Origin of the sequence: Mesorhizobium sp. LSJC285A00 (genome assembly GCF_000503155.1) — a bacterium.
Taxonomy (GTDB): Bacteria; Pseudomonadota; Alphaproteobacteria; order Rhizobiales; family Rhizobiaceae; genus Mesorhizobium.
In genome coordinates, this window is record NZ_AYVK01000019.1 from 40002 (window position 1) to 58374 (window position 18373).

General features: G+C 63.4%; 19 protein-coding genes and 1 pseudogene. 7 read left to right on the forward strand and 13 right to left on the reverse strand.

Going from position 1 to position 18373, the window contains the following annotated elements; all coding sequences use genetic code 11:
• The first annotated feature begins 118 nt into the window (after positions 1 to 118).
• The gene (locus X726_RS152320) at positions 119 to 358 is read left to right on the forward strand and encodes a hypothetical protein (RefSeq protein WP_023670491.1); all 240 of its coding nucleotides are present in this window, start codon (positions 119 to 121) and stop codon (positions 356 to 358) included.
• A 155-nt stretch (positions 359 to 513) separates the two neighbouring features.
• Here the strand turns inward: X726_RS152320 and X726_RS152315 are convergent, their stop codons facing one another.
• Positions 514 to 1050: a L,D-transpeptidase gene (locus X726_RS152315; RefSeq protein ID WP_198037337.1), complete on the reverse strand. Its 537-nt coding sequence runs from the start codon at positions 1048 to 1050 to the stop codon at positions 514 to 516.
• Positions 1051 to 1195: 145 nt separating this feature from the next.
• Here X726_RS152315 and X726_RS152310 point away from each other — a divergent pair, with 145 nt between their 5' ends.
• Both X726_RS152310 and X726_RS152305 read left to right on the forward strand, forming a co-directional pair.
• A complete protein-coding gene (locus X726_RS152310; RefSeq protein WP_023670493.1) occupies positions 1196 to 1879 on the forward strand; it encodes a response regulator transcription factor in 684 nt (227 codons plus the stop codon).
• Between the two features lie 177 nt (positions 1880 to 2056).
• Positions 2057 to 2512, forward strand: a complete 456-nt coding sequence (locus X726_RS152305) for a cyclic nucleotide-binding domain-containing protein (RefSeq protein WP_023670494.1) — start codon at positions 2057 to 2059, stop codon at positions 2510 to 2512.
• Between the two features lie 159 nt (positions 2513 to 2671).
• Here the strand turns inward: X726_RS152305 and xth are convergent, their stop codons facing one another.
• The 6 genes from xth to tesB form a co-directional block, all read right to left on the reverse strand.
• Positions 2672 to 3478 (reverse strand): exodeoxyribonuclease III, encoded by an 807-nt coding sequence (gene xth / locus X726_RS152300; RefSeq protein ID WP_023670495.1) that lies wholly within the window; start codon positions 3476 to 3478, stop codon positions 2672 to 2674.
• Positions 3479 to 3674: 196 nt separating this feature from the next.
• Positions 3675 to 4355: an outer membrane lipoprotein carrier protein LolA gene (locus tag X726_RS152295; protein WP_023670496.1), complete on the reverse strand. Its 681-nt coding sequence runs from the start codon at positions 4353 to 4355 to the stop codon at positions 3675 to 3677.
• A gap of 138 nt (positions 4356 to 4493) precedes the next feature.
• The gene (locus X726_RS152290) at positions 4494 to 7163 is read right to left on the reverse strand and encodes a DNA translocase FtsK (protein WP_023670497.1); all 2670 of its coding nucleotides are present in this window, start codon (positions 7161 to 7163) and stop codon (positions 4494 to 4496) included.
• A gap of 346 nt (positions 7164 to 7509) precedes the next feature.
• Positions 7510 to 8940 (reverse strand): ammonium transporter, encoded by a 1431-nt coding sequence (locus X726_RS152285; protein ID WP_023670498.1) that lies wholly within the window; start codon positions 8938 to 8940, stop codon positions 7510 to 7512.
• 31 nt (positions 8941 to 8971) lie between these two features.
• Positions 8972 to 9310, reverse strand: a complete 339-nt coding sequence (locus X726_RS152280; protein WP_023670499.1) for a P-II family nitrogen regulator — start codon at positions 9308 to 9310, stop codon at positions 8972 to 8974.
• A 218-nt stretch (positions 9311 to 9528) separates the two neighbouring features.
• Complete coding sequence (gene tesB / locus X726_RS152275; RefSeq protein WP_023670500.1) at positions 9529 to 10404, reverse strand: acyl-CoA thioesterase II; 876 nt, start codon at positions 10402 to 10404, stop codon at positions 9529 to 9531.
• A 112-nt stretch (positions 10405 to 10516) separates the two neighbouring features.
• Here tesB and X726_RS152270 point away from each other — a divergent pair, with 112 nt between their 5' ends.
• A complete protein-coding gene (locus X726_RS152270; RefSeq protein ID WP_023726060.1) occupies positions 10517 to 11773 on the forward strand; it encodes a ubiquinone biosynthesis hydroxylase in 1257 nt (418 codons plus the stop codon).
• A 22-nt stretch (positions 11774 to 11795) separates the two neighbouring features.
• Here the strand turns inward: X726_RS152270 and plsY are convergent, their stop codons facing one another.
• Complete coding sequence (gene plsY / locus X726_RS152265) at positions 11796 to 12434, reverse strand: glycerol-3-phosphate 1-O-acyltransferase PlsY (protein ID WP_023670502.1); 639 nt, start codon at positions 12432 to 12434, stop codon at positions 11796 to 11798.
• A gap of 16 nt (positions 12435 to 12450) precedes the next feature.
• A complete protein-coding gene (locus X726_RS152260) occupies positions 12451 to 12981 on the reverse strand; it encodes a hypothetical protein (RefSeq protein ID WP_023670503.1) in 531 nt (176 codons plus the stop codon).
• A gap of 231 nt (positions 12982 to 13212) precedes the next feature.
• Between X726_RS152260 and X726_RS15300 the strand changes: the two are divergent.
• Positions 13213 to 13770, forward strand: a pseudogene (locus X726_RS15300) (FGGY-family carbohydrate kinase); the annotation flags it as partial.
• A complete protein-coding gene (locus X726_RS152255) occupies positions 13767 to 15374 on the forward strand; it encodes a GMC family oxidoreductase N-terminal domain-containing protein (RefSeq protein WP_023670505.1) in 1608 nt (535 codons plus the stop codon). The pseudogene X726_RS15300 and the gene X726_RS152255, both read left to right, overlap by 4 nt.
• Positions 15375 to 15390: 16 nt before the next feature.
• Here the strand turns inward: X726_RS152255 and X726_RS152250 are convergent, their stop codons facing one another.
• Together X726_RS152250 and X726_RS152245 are read right to left on the reverse strand one after the other, a co-directional pair.
• On the reverse strand, positions 15391 to 15747 hold the full coding sequence (locus X726_RS152250) for a YciI family protein (protein WP_023670506.1): 357 nt from the start codon (positions 15745 to 15747) through the stop codon (positions 15391 to 15393).
• Positions 15744 to 15959, reverse strand: coding sequence for a hypothetical protein (locus X726_RS152245; protein WP_023670507.1), 216 nt, complete (start codon positions 15957 to 15959; stop codon positions 15744 to 15746). Before X726_RS152245 ends, X726_RS152250 begins: the two co-directional genes overlap by 4 nt.
• 219 nt (positions 15960 to 16178) lie before the next feature.
• Here X726_RS152245 and X726_RS152240 point away from each other — a divergent pair, with 219 nt between their 5' ends.
• Complete coding sequence (locus tag X726_RS152240) at positions 16179 to 16604, forward strand: OsmC family protein (protein WP_023670508.1); 426 nt, start codon at positions 16179 to 16181, stop codon at positions 16602 to 16604.
• Positions 16605 to 16697: 93 nt separating this feature from the next.
• Here the strand turns inward: X726_RS152240 and X726_RS152235 are convergent, their stop codons facing one another.
• Both X726_RS152235 and X726_RS152230 read right to left on the reverse strand, forming a co-directional pair.
• On the reverse strand, positions 16698 to 17327 hold the full coding sequence (locus tag X726_RS152235; protein ID WP_023670509.1) for a DUF480 domain-containing protein: 630 nt from the start codon (positions 17325 to 17327) through the stop codon (positions 16698 to 16700).
• Positions 17328 to 17568: 241 nt separating this feature from the next.
• Positions 17569 to 18348 (reverse strand): succinate dehydrogenase iron-sulfur subunit, encoded by a 780-nt coding sequence (locus X726_RS152230; protein ID WP_023670510.1) that lies wholly within the window; start codon positions 18346 to 18348, stop codon positions 17569 to 17571.
• Between the last annotated feature and the right edge of the window lie 25 nt (positions 18349 to 18373).

The following is an 18373-nucleotide window of genomic DNA, read 5'->3' on the forward strand; positions in this document are numbered from 1 at the left end:
TAAAATTTGACGATCCGAAAAGAACTACTCGTTTCTCTCATGGATTTCAATGCGGGATGATGCACCCATCGAAACACCATCAAGCCGGATTTGATATCCGGCGGACACGGAGCGCATCATGTCCATCTTCGTTTTGAACTCGCCAGCAGCTCGCTCGAACTGGTTGCATGCCGTAACGGACTGGCTTCGCCAGGCGAAAGTCGCCATCAACCTGCCGCGCCAGGACGTGGAGGACCTTTCGGATCGCCAACTGCGCGACGTCGGCGCGCAGCGCAAGGACGTGACGCGGGCCGTGGACCGGGAACTCGGCCGGCTTGGATTGCTGGACACTGGGTGGCAGAAGCCGAGAAGGCGTTAGGCAATGGTGAGTAGTGAGTAGTGAGTAGTGAGTAGTGAGTAGTGAAGGATTGAAACGACGCCGAGACCATCCTACTCCCTACTCCCTACTCCCTACTCCCTACTCCCTACTCCCTACTCCCTACTCCCTACTCCCTACTCCCTACTCCCTACTCCCTACCTCACCACCCTCACCACCGTCCGGTCCGACACCAGCGGCAACAGCCGCGCCATTGTCCGCGCTGTCACCGCCACGCAGCCTTGCGTCGGTGTGAAGCCTGGGCGGGTCAGATGAAAGAAGATGGCGCTGCCGCGGCCGCGCCGGCGCGGCGCCATGTTCCAGTCGAGCACAAGGCAGGCGTCATAGAGGCGGTCGTCGCGCCGCATTCGCTCATGGCTGGCGCCATAGGGGATTTTCACCGGCCGGTTGTAGTTGCGGTCGTCCGGCACCTCGCACCAGCCGAGATCGGCGCCGATCGGCGCCATCGCCAGCCGGGTTTTGCGGCCGGCCGCGAAATGATCGCCCCGAAAATATCCTGACAAAATCCGCATCTCGCCAAGCGGCGTCGCACCGTCGCCTTCGCGCTTATTGGCCGAGATGCCGCCGCGTCCGAGCGCACAGGCAAACACCTTGCTGCCGGCCTGCAATATCCCTTGGCTGGGGTTGCCCGGCCTCGCCCGAACCACCAGCACACGCAGCCCTTTCGGCAAAATTGCGCCGGCTGCATTGCGATCGCGTTTTTTCTTGTATGATCGTGTCACGGAACAAATCACTGTGATCGGACTGTTGCGCCGGTCAGCTTCCGCATAAATGGGGGGCGGTCAACTGAAAATTCTTTTCAAAACAATGGATTGATCCATGACATCACGTACCATTCTGATCGTTGACGACGATGACGACCTGCGCGGAACCCTCGTCGAGCAACTGGCCCTTTACGAAGAATTCGACGTCTTGCAGGAAGCGACCGCCGCCAAAGGCGTCGCCGCGGCGCGCGGCGGGCTCATCGACCTGCTCATCATGGATGTCGGGCTGCCCGACATGGATGGCCGCGAGGCGGTGAAGATCCTGCGCAAGGGCGGCTACAAGGCGCCGATCATCATGCTGACCGGCCACGATACCGATTCCGACACAATTCTGGGCCTCGAGGCCGGCGCCAACGACTATGTCACAAAGCCGTTCCGCTTCGCCGTGCTGCTCGCCCGCATACGCGCACAACTGCGCCAGCACGAGCAGAGCGAGGACGCCACCTTTTCGGTCGGGCCCTACACGTTCAAGCCCAGCCAGAAGCTTCTGATCGACCAGCGCGGCGGCAAGGTGCGGCTGACCGAGAAGGAAGCCTCGATCATCAAATATCTCTATCGAGCCGACCAGAAGGTGGTGACGCGCGACGTCCTGCTCGAGGAAGTGTGGGGCTACAATTCCGGCGTCACCACGCACACGCTGGAAACTCACGTCTACCGGCTGCGCCAGAAGATCGAGCGCGATCCTTCCAATGCTGAAATTCTTGTGACAGAAAGCGGCGGCTACAAGCTGGTTCCTTAAACTTTTCATTGTTCAATAAGCGGTCGGGGCGGGACTGTTTCGGGGAGGATCCGGCTGGGGGAGCCTGGATCGGCCCGCTGCGCAGATTGAAGTGTTAGAGCGTCCTTTGCGCGTCCAATTGGACGCGCGGCGCTCTAAGGGAGGGATTGGACTGACCGTTCGGGGACGCAGCTAGAGATGGCGCTGGATGACGACATCCGCATCCTGTCCGCCGTGAAGCTCTTTGAGGGTTTCACGCAGGAACAGCTGCGCCTGCTCGCCTTCGGCGCCGAAGCCACCCATCTGCAGGCCGACCGCAAGCTGTACCGCGAGGATGACGAAGCCGACTCAGCCTATATCGTGGTCAGTGGCCGCATCGTGCTCTACCGCGAACATGACGGCGACCGCATCCCGATCGGCACCGCCGGCCCCGGCACGATCCTCAGCGAACTGGCGCTGATCGCCGACTCAAGACGGCTGACCAGCGCCTCGGCCGAGACCGATTCGGAAGTGATAAGGTTGAGCCGCAAGATGTTTCGCCGCATCCTGGAGGAATATCCCGAAGTGGCGGTGAAACTGCACCAGCGAATCCTCGATGATTTTCAGGCCATGATCGCCCGCATCGAGAAGTTGGCCCCAAGGTTTGGCGGGTAGGTCCCCGCGACCGCGCTCACGCTTGGGTGTGTCGAGATTCAGGTCAGGCCGAGTCGAAAATGGCTGATACCGAGAACCGGAGCGGGGCGTACTCAAAGTACGCACCGGAAGCGCAGGTATCGGCCATTGCAGGCCGGCCTCACCTGAATATCGGCACGCCTAATCCAGGTCGAACCGCGCAATCACCGGCACATGGTCCGAGGGCCGCTCCCAGCCACGCGCCTCTCGCAGGATCTCATAGCCGGCAAAGCTCGGCACCAGGTTCGGTGACGACCAGACATGGTCGAGCCGGCGGCCGCGGTTCGAGGCTTCCCAGTCCCGCGCGCGATAGCTCCACCAGGTGTAGAGCTTCTGCTCTGGCGGCACGTCGAGCCGCATCAGGTCGACCCAGTCGCCGGCGATCCGCATCGCGTCGAAATTTTGCGTCTCGACCGGCGTGTGGCTGACGACGTTGAGCAATTGCTTGTGCGACCAGACATCGTGCTCCTGCGGCGCGATGTTGAGGTCGCCGACCAGGATCGAAGCCGACACCTCGTCATGCGCGGCGCGGATGGCGTTCATCTCGGCAACGAAATCGAGCTTGTGGCGGAACTTGCGGTTGATCTCCGGATCGGGCTCGTCGCCGCCGGCCGGCACGTAGAAATTGTGGACCAGGATTGCCTTGCCGCCGGCCTGCACCTTGACCGACAGATGCCGGCTGTCATCGATCTCGCAGAAGCGCCGTTTCTCGACAATCTCGATCGGCCGCCGCGCCACCGTCGCAACGCCGTGATAGCCCTTCTGGCCATGGAATGCGATGTGCTCGTAGCCGGCCTTGCGGAACGCCTTTTCCGGAAACAGCTCGTCGGGAACCTTCGTCTCCTGCAGGCAAAGCACATCGGGCGCCTGCTCCGTCAGCAGCCGCTCGACGATCGGCATGCGCAGGCGCACGGAGTTGATGTTCCAGGTGGCGATGGAGAAGGGCATGCGGCGGTCCGAACAAGGTCGCCGATCTACTGCCAGCCTAGCGCCACAAACACAAGCCAGCCTTTGCGGGCGGCGGCTCTGATTCAGGTCAGGCCGAGTCGAATGGCGGTCTCCGAGAACCGGAGCGGAGCGTACTTAAACCACGTGAGCACCGGAAGCGCAGGAGATCGCCATTGGCAGGCCGGCCTCACCGCATCTAGCGCTGGTTGGTGTTCAGCTCGCGGTTCGCCGCATAGTCGATGGCAAAGGTGTCCGCAGGGAAGCTGACGCCTTCCTTGGTGTTGTAGATCATCACCGTGGTGTCCTTGCCCTGCGCGTCGGTGATGGTCCACTGGCGCAGATCATAGGATTTCGGATCGAACATCATAGTGATCTTCGAATTGCCGAACACCGACTTGTCGGCAAGCTGGATGGTGGTGAGGTCGCTCTCTTCCTTGATCGATTTCACGCGGCCCCCCGAGAGGTCGATCTTGGTGTCGAGCAACAGCTTCAGCGGCGTCTTCGACAACGGATAGAGATCGGACGTTTTCAGCCGCTTGTTGAGGATGACCACCGACTTGCCGTCGGAAATCACCCGGAAATTCGACTTGCCGTCATAGTTGAAGCGAATCTTGCCTGGCCGCTCAAGGAAGAACTTGCCGCCGGTCTGCTGGTTGTTGGGGCCGAACTGGACGAACTCGCCGCTCATCGATTTGACCGAGGAGAAATGGTCGGCGATCTTTTGCGCCGTCGGCGGCACCGCCGCCTGCGCCGAGGCCAGGAGCTGGAACCCCGGCACGACGTTGATGGCCGCGGCGCCGGCAAGCATCAGGCCAAGGCCGAGCAACTGGCGACGGTTTGGAGCGAAATCGCTGATCGCGGAAAGATCGTTTTTCATGCCGGTCACTCTCGTGTGGTGTGTGTCTCGTTGCAGTCCGTGGACCCCCAGTTAGACTTAAGTTTGGCGGGCCGGACAGCGCTCAGTCGCTGTAACGCGCCAAAAGGTTCAAGGTTGCCGCCGGGCCGTATCGGCTGATCAGAACTTGTCGTCCTCGGTCGGCACCAGGATTTCGCGTTTGCCGGCATGGTTGGCCGGGCCGACAATGCCTTCCTTCTCCATCTTCTCGATGATCGAGGCGGCGCGGTTGTAGCCGATGCCGAGCCGGCGCTGGATATAGCTGGTCGACGCCTTGCCGTCGCGCAGCACGACCGAGACCGCCTGGTCGTAGGGATCGTCGGAATCCTCGAAATTGCTGTTGCCGCCACCGCCAGCGCCGCCCTTGCCCGACGGCTCGTCATCGTCCTCGCCGTCATCCTCGGTGATGGCGTCGAGATATTCGGGCACGCCCTGCAGCTTCAGATGGGCGACGATCTTCTCGACCTCGTCGTCGGCGACGAACGGGCCGTGCACGCGCTGGATGCGGCCGCCTCCGGCCATGTACAGCATGTCGCCCATGCCGAGCAGCTGCTCGGCGCCCTGCTCGCCCAGAATGGTGCGGCTGTCGATCTTCGACGTCACCTGGAAGGAGATACGGGTCGGGAAATTGGCCTTGATGGTGCCGGTGATGACGTCGACCGACGGACGCTGCGTCGCCATGATGACATGGATGCCGGCCGCGCGCGCCATTTGTGCCAGGCGCTGCACCGCGCCTTCGATGTCCTTGCCGGCGACCATCATCAAATCGGCCATCTCGTCGATGATGACCACTATGTAGGGCATTGGCTCGAGATCGAGGTTCTCGGTCTCGTAGATCGCCTCGCCGGTCTGGCGGTCGAAGCCGGTCTGCACGGTGCGCGAGATTTTTTCGCCCTTCTTTTCAGCCAACTGCACGCGCGCGTTGAAGCCGTCGATGTTGCGCACGCCGACCTTGGACATCTTGCGGTAGCGGTCCTCCATCTCGCGCACGGTCCATTTCAACGCCACCACCGCCTTCTTCGGGTCGGTGACCACCGGCGTCAGAAGGTGCGGGATGCCGTCATAGACCGAAAGTTCCAGCATCTTCGGGTCGATCATGATCAGCCGGCAGTCCTGCGGCGTCAGCTTGTAGAGCAGCGACAGGATCATGGTGTTGATGGCGACGGACTTGCCGGAGCCGGTGGTGCCGGCGACCAGCACATGCGGCATCTTGGCGATGTCGACGATCACCGCCTCGCCATTGATGGTCTTGCCCAGCGCCAGCGCCAGCTTGGACTTGGTCGTCTCGAAATCGCGGCTGGCCAGGATCTCCCGGAGATAGACGGTCTCGCGCTTGGCATTCGGCAATTCGATGCCGATGGCGTTGCGGCCGGGCACCACGGCGACGCGGCAGGCAATGGCGCTCATCGAGCGGGCGATGTCGTCGGACAGGCCGATGACGCGCGACGATTTGATGCCGGGCGCCGGTTCCAGTTCATAGAGCGTGACCACCGGGCCGGGCCGTACCGCGATAATCTCGCCCTTGACGCCGAAATCCTCCAGAACGCCTTCGAGCAGGCGCGCATTCTGCTCCAGCGCGTCCTTGGACAGGCTGGCGTCGCGCACCACGTTCTTCGGCTCCGACAGGAAATGCAGCGACGGCATTTCGAATGTTTCCGAGCCGATCAGCGAGGTCTGCGCCTCGCGCTGGACGCGCGCGCCGGGAGCGGGACGCGGCGCAGGTGCGGCGACGCGGGTCGCCGCATCTGACCGGAAGTTTTGCACCTTGGCGTTCGGCGCGGCACGGCGCTGGACCGGCTCGTCGTCGAGTTCGACCTCCTCGTCGCCATTGTCGAAACCGGCATCGAGGACGTCGTCATCGTCCGGATCGACGGAAACGCTGCGGTCATTGACCATGGCGGCGAAGAATTCCGGCTCGACGCGGGCGCGGCCATCCGGGCTCATCCGCGCTTCGGCGAATTCCGCCGATTCGACCCGTTCGGCGGCGCGGCGCCATGCGGTGGAGCGCTGCTCCATCTCCGGCTCGAACTCGTCGCGCTCCTGCTGGCGGCGCACAGCCCGGCGATGCATCCAGGCGCGGAAAGACAGCCACCAGTGGGTAACGGCGCCGAGCGCCAGTATCCCCTCGTCGCCCTCGTCCTCGTCTTCGTCGAAGAGCAGATCGTCCTCTCGGGGATCGGGCTCCGCGGTGCGCTCCATGACGGCAAAGCCGTTCTTGCGCGCAATCAGCGCCGAGCCATAGGCAAACAGCCACAGCGCCGGCGCAATGAGCACCATGGCAATGATGCTGGCAACGATGCCGGTCGGGTAGCCGCCAATGACCACGCCCGGAATATTGAGCACCATGTCGCCGAACACACCGCCGAGGCCGGTCGGCAACGGCCACGTCTTGGGCGGCACCACGCAGCCGGCCATCGCCGCCGCGAGCAGCGCGAAGCCGAACCACGCAAGGCCGCGCTTCGGCAGCCTGTCGACGCCGCGCGCCGAAAACAGGAGAAAGCCCCAGATCACCGCCGGCACCAGGGCGGCGACCGCGGCAAGGCCGAAGAACTGCATGGCGAGGTCGGAGAATACCGCGCCCGCATAACCCATGGCGTTGGTGACGATGTTGGCGGTGGCGTGCGAGAAGCTGGGATCGGCGACGTTCCAGGTCGCCAGCGCCGCGACGCCAAAGGCGACCAGCGCAAACAGGCCGGCGCCGACCAGCCGCCCGACCTGGCGCCGCGCGAATGCCTGGATGCCGTGCCCCGTATCGGTCAGCGCGAGCGGTGCTGAAGCCCCTGAACGCATGCTTCGTTCCCCGTCTGTCATGGACTGGCCGGGCGCATGACGCACTCCGGCAGATTCGGATGTCAGACTATCGGGGGGAAGGTTAAGGCCGCATTAACTATACGCACCCAGAGCCACGGATCTTGCTCACTCCACTGTAGGCAGTCTCAACAGTTCAGAACCAATCCGGTCGACGTCTCCCCGCCGGCGGCCATCACTAGAACGTGATTGCGCAGGGACCGAGGCCTGCCAGCACGGTTGCCAAAAAGAGAGGCCCGGAATGACCCGGGCCTCAAAGCGTGAACTCCTTTCGGGAGCGTCACGACGGGATGGGAGAATGCGGGGCGGCCGAGCCGCCCCGCAAGGCTTACGAGTGGTAGGCCGCTTCGCCATGCGAAGTCAGGTCGAGGCCTTCGCGCTCGGCGTCGGCTGTCGGACGCAGACCGATGATCAAGTCGACGACCTTGTAGAGGATTGCGCTGCCGATGCCCGACCACAGCAGGGTTACCAGGACGCCTTTGCCCTGCGCCAGGAGCTGCGTGGCCGTGCCGGCATAGCCGGCGGCGAAGTCGGCCGTCGAATAGTCGACAATGCCGGCGCCGCCGAGGGCGGGATTGACCAGAATGCCAGTGCCTAGCGCACCGATGATGCCACCGACGCAGTGGACGCCGAAGACATCGAGGCTGTCATCATAGTCGAACGTGTTCTTCACCACCGAGACGAAGAAGTAGCAGACGAAGGTGGCAACGATGCCAAGCACGATAGCGCCCATCGGGCCGGCAAAACCTGCAGCCGGCGTAATCGCGACGAGGCCGGTGACCGCGCCCGAAACAGCGCCGAGCATGGAGGCTTTGCCGCGCAGCAGCGATTCAAGCACGATCCAGGCCACTGCCGCCGCCGCCGTGGCGACGAAGGTGTTGATCATCGCCAGCACCGCATAGGCGTTCGCTTCGAGGTTCGAACCGGCGTTGAAGCCGAACCAGCCGACCCACAGCAATGAAGCGCCGACCATGGTCAGCGTCATCGAGTGCGGCGCCATGATGTCCTTCTTGTAGCCGATGCGCTTGCCGATCATCAGCGCGCCGACGAGACCGGCAATGCCCGCATTGATGTGAACGACCGTGCCGCCGGCGAAGTCGATGGCGCCGAAGCTGAAGATCAGGCCGGACGGGTCGGCATAGGCGCTCGGGCCGCCCCAGAACCAGACCATGTGCGCGATCGGGAAGTAGATTAACGTCACCCATAGGATAACGAAAAGGATCAAGGCGGAGAATTTGACGCGTTCGGCGAATGCGCCGACGATCAGGGCGGGCGTGATGCAGGCGAAGGTCATCTGGAAGACGACGAACACCAGTTCAGGAATGGCGACGCCCTTGCTGAAGGTTTCCGAAAGCGTTGATACGTTGACGCCGGAGAGAAACATCTTCGAAAGGCCGCCGACGAAGGCGTTGCCCGGGGTGAAGGCGAGGCTGTAGCCGTAGAAGACCCAGATGATCATGACCACGCTGGTGATGGTGAAGACCTGCATCAGCACCGACAGCATGTTCTTGGTACGAACCAGGCCGCCGTAGAAAAGCGCAAGGCCGGGAATGGTCATCAACAGCACCAGCACGGTGGAAATCATCATCCACGTGGTGTCGCCCTTGTCGACGGTAAAAGCCGGCGCTGCTGGCGCTGCCGCCGCGACGGCGGGAGCCGCCTCCTGCGCGAAGGCAGCAACCGTGCCCAATGCTCCGAGCGCTAAGGAGCCCAGCAGCGCGGAGCGCGCCACTGACTTCAAGGTGGAAGGTATATTCATTGAACTCTCCATTGGAATACGTGTTCGCCGCTCAAAGTGCGTCGGTGTCTGTTTCGCCGGTACGGATGCGCACCGCCTGATCGATGCCGAAGACGAAGATCTTGCCGTCGCCGATCTGGCCGGTCTTGGCCGCCGCCGTGATGGCTTCGACGGCCTTGTCGACCAGGTCTGTGCTAACCGCGACTTCGATCTTGATTTTCGGCAGGAAACTGACCGCGTATTCCGCCCCGCGATAGATTTCCGTGTGTCCCTTCTGACGCCCGTAGCCTTTGACTTCGGTGACGGTCAGGCCCTGGATGCCGACGGCGGTGAGCGCTTCGCGCACCTCGTCGAGCTTGAACGGCTTGATGATTGCCATCACGATTTTCATAAGGTTTCACCCTTTGCTGTTGCGGTCCCCCGCGTTTGCACACCTTCACCGATCCCAAAAAGCCCGGAGAGTGCCCAACAGGATTCAAGCTCCGTGCCAGTTGCGGAAGCAGGGTGTTAACTCATTGTAAATAAACGGATCGCTCGAGTCCCGGCGCCACGGTGCGCACTGTCAACGGACAGTCACTGATTAAAAAGTAGGCAATTTTTCGAAAATGCCTATTCCGCAGGCGGCCGGTTCAGCCGGATCAGGCCTTCCTGGGCAACCGAGGCGATCAGGGTGCCGTCGCGGGCAAACAGCGAGCCGCGGGTGAAGCCGCGCGACCCCTGCGTCGACGGGCTGTCCTGCGTGTACAGGATCCAGTCATCGAGAAGATGGCTGCGATGGAACCACATCGCATGGTCGAGGCTCGCCGCCTGGATGTCGCGGTCGAAAATGGCGCGGCCGTGCGCAAAGGTCGAGGTGTCGAGCAGCGTCATGTCGGAGAGGTAAGCAAGCACCGCCGCCTGGATGCCGCGGTCGGCCGGCACCGGGCCGGTGGTGCGGATCCAGATGTTCTGCTGCGGCTCCAGCTTTTCGCGGCTGGTGTAATGCTTCAGCATCACCGGCTTCATCTCGATCGGCCGGTCACGCTCCCAGTAGCGCTTGATGCCGTCCGGCACCGCCTCGCCGAACTTGCCCAGCAATTCGCGCTGCGACAACAGGCTGTCGGGCGGCGGCACGTCGCGCGGCATCGGCAGCTGATGCTCAAGGCCAACCTCGTCCTGCTGGAACGAGGCTTCCAGCGAAAAGATCGCCTGGCCGTGCTGGATCGCCACCACGCGCCGCGTGGTGAAGGAGCCGCCATCGCGGATGCGGTCGACCTCGTAGACGATCGGCACCTTGGTGTCGCCGGGCCGCATGAAATAGCCGTGCAGCGAATGCACGTGGCGCTCGGGCTCGACGGTGCGCTGCGCGGCGACCAGCGCCTGGGCGATGGTCTGGCCGCCGAAAACGCGCTGCCAGTCGAGCTTGGGGCTGCGACCACGGTACAGATTGTGTTCCAGCTGCTCGAGGTCGAGAATGCTGAGAAGCTCGTCCATGGCCGCCGTCATGCTTCGTGACCTCGCCGTAAGATGCTATGGCGGTTTCCGACAGGAATGGCGGGCAGTCAAGGCCGGAATGCCCCAGTGGGCGGGGATGGTCGAGACTTCGAAAGGAATTGACATGGCGAACCGCAACCCGGACGCAAAAACCCCGCTCGACGTGCTGGTCGCTGGCGCCGGCTATGTCGGCCTCGCCGCCGCCGTGTCGCTGAAACAGGCGCGGCCGGGCCTCGCCGTGGCGGTCGTTGATGCTGCCCCCGCCGGCGTCTGGCAGAAGGACCGCCGCGCCTCGGCGATCGCCGCCGCCGCCTGCCGCATGCTCGACCAGCTCGGCGTCTGGCAGGAAATCGTCGGGCAATCGCAGGCGATCACCGAGATGATCGTCACCGATTCGCGCACCGCCGATCCGGTGCGTCCGGTGTTTCTCACCTTCGATGGCGAGGTCGCGCCGGGCGAACCGTTCGCCCACATGGTCGCCAACAAGGACCTGAACAGCGCCTTGCGCCGCCGCGCGCAAAAGCTCGGCATCGACATCATCGAAGGTGTCGCGGTCGCATCGTTCGACGGCAATGGCGCCGGCATCACCGTGCATCTGGCCGACGGCGCGGCGATTGAGGCGCGGCTGCTGGTCGCCGCCGACGGCGTCAATTCCAAATTGCGCGACATGGCCGGCATCAAGACGGTGAAATGGGAATATGGCCAGTCCGGCATCGTCTGCACGGTGGCGCATGAGCGCCCGCACAATGGCCGCGCCGAAGAGCATTTTCTGCCGGCCGGCCCGTTTGCAACGCTGCCGCTCAAGCCGACCGAGGACGGCACCAACCGTTCGTCGCTGGTCTGGGTCGAACGTTCCGAGGATGCCGAAAAGCTGGTCTCGGGCGACGACCTCGTCTTCGAGCAGGAGCTTGAATTGCGCTTCGGCCTGAAGCTCGGCGAAATCCGCGTCACCGACAAGCCGCGCGCCTGGCCGCTCGGCCTGACCATCGCGCGCGCCTTTGTCGCCCCGCGCATCGCGCTTGCCGGCGACGCCGCGCACGGCATCCACCCGATCGCCGGCCAGGGCCTCAATCTCGGCTTCAAGGATGTGGCGGCCCTTGCTGAAGTGGTGGTCGAGGCCGATCGCTTGGGACAGGATATCGGCGCGCTCGACGTGCTCGAGCGCTACCAGCAATGGCGCCGCTTCGACACGGTGCAGATGGGCGTCACCACAGATGTGCTGAACCGGCTGTTTTCCAACGACATCGGCCCGCTGCGCCAGCTCCGCGACATAGGCCTCGGCCTTGTCGAACGGATGCCCAGGCTGAAGGAGTTCTTCATCCGCCAGGCGTCGGGGTTGTCCAACGGCACACCACGGCTGCTCAAGGGTGAGGCGATTTAGGCCGGGAATGAGTGCCGCTTTGTCATAGACGCGGCTCGGCTCCTGACATCAGCCGCGCAATGTTGGCGCGGTGGCGCACGATCACGTAGATGCCGCCGGCGATGACCAGCAACCGGTAGGGCAATGGTTGTTCCATGCCGCCGACGAGGGCGATCGCGGTGAGCGCCGCCAGCATCGAACTCAGGGACACAATTCGGGAAACTGCCAACACCACGGCAAATGCCGTCGCCGCGCCTAGACCCACAGGCCAGGACATCGCCAACAAAACACCCAACCCCGTCGCAGCCGATTTGCCGCCGGTGAAATTCAGCCAGATCGAACGGCTATGCCCAAGCAAAACAGCGAGTCCGGCCAGGCATACAACCCAAGGAGCCCAAACGGGCATATCAGATATTGCCGACGGCGGCGTTGCGGAAGACCAGAAACAAAACCAACGGGCAAAGATGACCGCTGCCGCCCCTTTCAGCACGTCCACCAGAAGCACCACCAATGCTGGCCATTTCCCGAGTGTGCGCAATACATTTGTCGCACCGGTGGACTTGGAGCCGTGCTCCCGGATATCGATGCCCTTAAGCAGTTTCCCCGCCAGGTAGCCGGCAGGCGTAGAGCCGATAAGGTAAGCGGCAGCCGATCCTACCACGCTCGCTATCCAGAATGACATGCGCCCGGGCTGTTTCTCAGTTGACCTCAAACCCCAGCTTCTGCCGCAGTCGCAGCATGCGTTGGTCGGCGACCTTGAAACTCTGCTCGCCGCTCTTGGCAACACGATCCAGCATCTGCAGCAGGTCTTCGCGCTCATGCGGATCGAGGCGCTCGCGCAGGAAGGGCGCCAGCTTGTCGATGACGATCGTCGTGTCGTCGATCTGCGCCGCGGCCCATTTGGCGTAGACGACGGCTTCATCGGTCTTCTTCTGGTTGTCCGCAATCTGCGAGATCACCTCGCGGATGACCGTTTCACGCTTCGGCAGGATCGGGCCGTGCTCCGCTGCCAGTGCGGTGATCAGCGTTGCCGCCGCCACCACCGGATCGTCGATCGCCGTCAGCGGCGACAGCGCCGCCTGCTTGCGCAGCTTCTTGCGCCTTATGTTGCCCTGGACGCGGCCGACGACGTCGGCGACCTCGCGCGCGGCTTCGTTCATGGCCTTCATGCGATACCACCAGAACGCCCCGGCTCCCAGCACGCCGAGAATAGCAATCAGGAAAGGCATGTCGAATTCCCCCGAAAATTGCGGCGACGATAGGAGAACTCCGGCGTTGCTTCAACACGCAAGAATTGTATCTGATGAGAAAACAGAGCTGGCCCCCTAATCATCCAGACGCCGAGATCGGACGTCCTGGGTTCAGGTCGCTCGTCACGGGCATCTGATGGTGCAACCGCTTGGCGATAACGCCGACTTCGCATCGAGCGCGGTGCCCATTATGACGATCCGTTCGGCCACTGCAACGCGGCTGTCGGCGCGGTGACGCCAACCTGGGACGATCCGATGTTCCACCCGTTTCTCTACGGGTCGGGACAAGGGGCGGAGTTCCGCGCCGGCTTCTACGGCCTCGCCGGTTGGCATAGGGAAGGCCATATGCTGCGCGCGCTGTTCGAGGGCGTGATGTTCGAGCACCGGCGCCACATCAATGTCCTGAAGGACGCCGGTGTCAGCTTCGACAAAGCGGTGCTGTCCGGCGGCGGTTCGCGCAGCGAGCACTGGCCGCAAATCTTCGCCGACGGGCTTGGCGTGCCGATCACCGTCCCTGAAGCACGCGAGACCGGCGCACTTGGTGCGGCGATCGGCGCCGGGGTCGCGGCCGGCCTGTTCGCCGACTATGAGGCCGGCGTCGACGCCATGACCCGGTCAAGCGCCGCCTACCGTCCGAACCCGGCCATGCAGGACCATTACAACAGGCGTTATCGCGCCTATTGCGGCCTTGCCGATACGCTGCGATCGTTCTGGGCCGAACACGCCGCAGAACCGAGTAGAACACCGCCGAGTAAACCACCGCAATGACCCAACGGCTCGATGGCGACTACGACTACATCATTGTCGGCGCAGGCACCGCCGGCTGCGTGCTGGCCAATCGCCTGAGCGAAAACCCGGCGACGCGCGTGCTGCTGCTCGAGGCCGGCGGCAGCGACAATTATCACTGGGTGCATATCCCGGTCGGCTATCTCTATTGCATCGGCAATCCGCGCACCGACTGGATGATGAAGACTGCCCCCGAAGCCGGCCTGAACGGCCGCTCGCTGGTCTATCCCCGCGGCAAGGTGCTGGGCGGCTGCACCTCGGTCAACGGCATGATCTACATGCGCGGCCAGGCGGCGGACTACGATGGCTGGCGGCAGATGGGCAATGTCGGCTGGGGCTGGGACGATGTGCTGCCCTACTTCCTCAAATCCGAGGACCATCATGGCGGCAAGACCGAGCTGCATGGCTCCCGCGGCGAATGGAAAGTGGCGCGGCAACGCCTGTCGTGGCCGATCCTGAACACCGTGCAGGAGGCGGCCAAGGAATTCGGCATCATGCCGCGCGAGGATTTTAACGACGGCGACAATGAGGGGTCCGGCTTCTTCGAAGTCAACCAGAGCAAGGGCGTGCGCTGGAACACAGCCAAGGCATTCTTGCGCCCGGCGCTGCGACGGCCGAACCTCAGGCTGGTCGTCAACGCGCATGTCGAGACGGTGTTGTTCGAGGGCAAGCGTGCTATCGGCGTTTGTTATCGCGTCGGCGGCCAAACCATCGAGGCAAAGGCCAGGAGCGAGGTGCTGCTGACCGCCGGCTCGATCAACACGCCGAAACTGCTGGAGCTTTCCGGGGTCGGCGAGCCGGATCGCCTCGCCGCGCTCGGCATCGATGTGGTTCACGCCAGCCCCGATGTCGGCGAGAACCTTCAGGACCATCTGCAGATCCGCACTGTCTACAAAGTGTCGTCGGCGCTGACGCTCAACACGCTAGCCAACAGCCTGAGCGGCAAGGCGAAGATCGCGCTGCAATATGCCTTTGGCCGCTCGGGACCGATGTCGATGGCGCCGAGCCAGTTCGGCATGTTCTCGAAATCCGATCCGTCGATGGCGACGCCGGACCTGGAGTACCACGTCCAGCCCTTGTCTACCGACCGGCTGGGCGACCCGCTGCACCCGTTCCCGGCAATCACCATGTCGGTCTGCAATCTGCGGCCCGAGAGCGTCGGCTCGGTGCATACCACGACGCGCGAGCTGGCCGTGCAGCCGGAGATCCGGCTGAACTACCTCTCTACGGCGCGCGACCGCGAGATCGCGCTGCGTTCGGTGCGCCAGGCGCGCAGCATCATGACCGCCAAGGCTCTTGCCGGCTTCCATCCGGAAGAAATCCTGCCTGGTCTCGCCCACCAGTCGGACGAGGACCTGCTGCACCAGATCGGCTCGATCGCGACGACCATCTTCCACCCGGTCGGCACCTGTAGGATGGGTGTCGACGGCCGCGCCGTCGTCAGCCCGGACCTGCGCGTGACCGGTGTCGAGGGCCTGCGCGTCGTCGACGCCTCGATCATGCCGCGCATCGTCTCCGGCAACACCGCCTCGCCAGTGGTGATGATCGCCGAGAAGGCGGCGGATATGATCCGCCGGCCTGCATGACCTCGCCGCTGCTGCCTTACGACCCCGGCACGTCGTAGATCGCCCTGACTTCGACGGTGCCGATTTCGGCCAGCGGAATTTTGCCGGCGATCTCCAGCGCCTGTTCGAGAGTGTCGGCTTCGATCATGACGAAACCAAGCAACTGCTCCTTGGTTTCGGCAAACGGACCGTCAGTGATCAGCCGCTTGCCTTGGCGCCGCCGCACCGTCTTCGACGTCTTCACCGATTGCAGCGCCTGCGCGATGATCAGCTTGCCTTGCTGGTCCAATGATCGGTCATAGGCCATCGAATCGGCGTCGAGCTTGGCCAGACGCTCCGGCGTCATGGCATGGAGGTCCTTTTCCTCGCCGTAGACCAGACAGACATATTTCATTTCCAGCTCCCTTGCTGTGACGACCCATAGGTGATCACGGCGCCGGCGGCATCCTTGCCGGCAGCAGCGTGGTCGAGCACGCAGACCGCAATGCAGATCACGGCGACCGCAGCAAGCAGCCGGCCGAAGCCGGAAGATCGCGAGCACTCGATCTCGCGTAGACGCGCGCTTTTGTCGGCGTCGTTCCAATGGGCAGAAAACAGATTGTTCATCTTGGATCTCCATCCGCCACGAGAATCCGTGGACGCTCGCAGGACGGCCGGCGCCGATGCAAGTCGACATTTTTGCACGCACATTTTTCAGAAAAGATTTGCAGGGCTCGCCGGCGTCGCATCCGGCCGAAACAGCGCGGTGGTCTTCCCCTGCCGCCGCGCTATAGTTGGAGGGAACGCCGCGTGGCCGGCGCTGTCGCTGTAATCAAGGAGAATCTTATGGACCGCACCGCAAACGCCGTCTGGAAAGGCAATCTGAAGGAGGGCACGGGCACGCTCGACAGCCAGAGCGGCACCTTGAAGGGCACGCCCTATTCGTTCAAGGCTCGCTTCGAGGACGAGAGCGGCAAATCCGGCACCAATCCCGAAGAGTTGATCGCGGCGGCACACGCCGGCTGCTACGCCATGCAGCTGTCGCATTTCCTGGCCGAGAACGGCACGCCCGCCACCGAGCTCGACGCCAAGGCGGTGGTGACGCTGGTGCCCGGCACCGGCATCACCGGCAGCGCCATCACCCTGATCGGCAAGGTGCCGGGCATTGATGCGGCGAAGTTCAAGGAACTGGCCGAGAAGGCCAAGGCGGAGTGCCCGGTTTCGAAGGCACTCGGCGCCATCAAAGTATCGCTCGACGCGAAGCTGGGGTGAAACGAAGGGATTCGAAGTGAGAAACGCCGGCTTGACGCCGGCGTTTGCATTTTCAGAGGCCAGCGATCCGTCGCGCCAACGCTCCGGTGATAGTTAAGCCCCCAGCGCATCAAGCCGGGCGCGAAGCGCTGCGACTTCCTGCTCCAGCGATTCAATCCTTGCTTCCAGGTCAGAGGCCGGCAGGACCGGCGAACTCCGTTGTGCAGAGAGGGCAGCAACGTCCACGGGGCCGGCGAGCAGATGCACAAAACGGTCCTCGCGCTGCCCCGGCCCGCGCGGTATTTCCTGGACGAGCGGCGGTCGGCGGCCGATCAGCATGTCGAGTTCAGCGCGCAGGTCTTCGATCGACGAAAACCGCGCCATGCGCTCAGCTCGCGCCAGCAACTCATGCGCCGTCTGCGGCCCGCGCAGCAAAAGCAGGCCGATCACCGCAGTCTGCGGCCTCGTCAGCGAGAAGCGCTGCGCCATCTGATGCTCATAGCGCTCGACGCGCGAGCCGAACATCTGACGCACCAGCCCCTTCTGCTCGAGCAGCTTCAGCGTCCGATGCACCTCTGTCGGCTCGAGCGCCATCACAGGCTCGCGCGCCGTCTTCTGGTTGGCGGCTGCAAGTGCTGCATTCAGCGTCAGCGGATAGACATCCGGCGTCAGCTCCTTCTTCTCGATCAGGCAGCCGAGCACACGGGCTTCGACCGGATTAAGGATTGGAAGCTCTTCGCTCATTGGGTTGAGTATCCTTTCTAGCGCCGGCGAGACAGCGCCCCCCTCTCTGTCCTACCGGATATCTCCCCACGCGGGGGGAGATCGGCAGCTTCGCCGACAGCGCGCCATCCTTCAACCTTGGAGATTGGCGAAAGCCGCGATGACGGCCAATCTCCCCACCCGTGGGGGAGATGTCCGGCAGGACAGAGGGGGGCGCGAAGGATCGCCGCGTCCGAGATTGCCGCGAGCGAACTCGCCTCAACTAAACCCGCCGCTCCACCATCATCTTTTTGATTTCGGCAATCGCCTTGGCCGGGTTGAGCCCCTTCGGGCAGGTCTGGGCGCAGTTCATGATGGTGTGGCAGCGGTAGAGCCGGAATGGGTCTTCGAGATCGTCGAGCCGTTCGCCCGTGGCTTCGTCGCGGCTGTCGATCAGCCAGCGATAGGCCTGCAGCAGCGTCGCCGGGCCGAGATAGCGGTCGCCGTTCCACCAATAGCTCGGGCACGAGGTCGAGCAGCAGGCGCACAGGATGCACTCGTAGAGCCCGTCGAGCTTTTCGCGATCCTCATGGCTCTGCAGCCATTCCTTGGCCGGCTCTGGCGACACTGTCTTCAGCCATGGCTGGATCGAGGCGTGCTGGGCGTAGAAATTGGTGAGGTCGGGCACCAGGTCCTTGACCACCTGCATATGCGGCAGCGGGTAGACCTTGACGGCGCCGGAAATGTCGTCGCAGCCCTTGGTGCAGGCCAGCGTGTTGGAGCCATCGATGTTCATGGCGCAGGAGCCGCAAATGCCTTCGCGGCATGAGCGGCGCAAGGCAAGCGTCGGATCGATCTTGTTCTTGATCCAGAGCAGCGCGTCGAGCACCATCGGCCCGCAATCGTCCATGTCGACGAAATAGGTGTCGATGCGCGGGTTCTCGTCATCGTCGGGCGACCAGCGGTAGATGCGGTATTCCCGCAGGTTGGTGGCGCCCTCCGGCTTCGGCCAGGTCTTGCCCGGCTGCACCTTGGAGTTCTTGGGAAGCGTGAGTTCGACCATTACCTCAGATCCTTTCGGATGACGG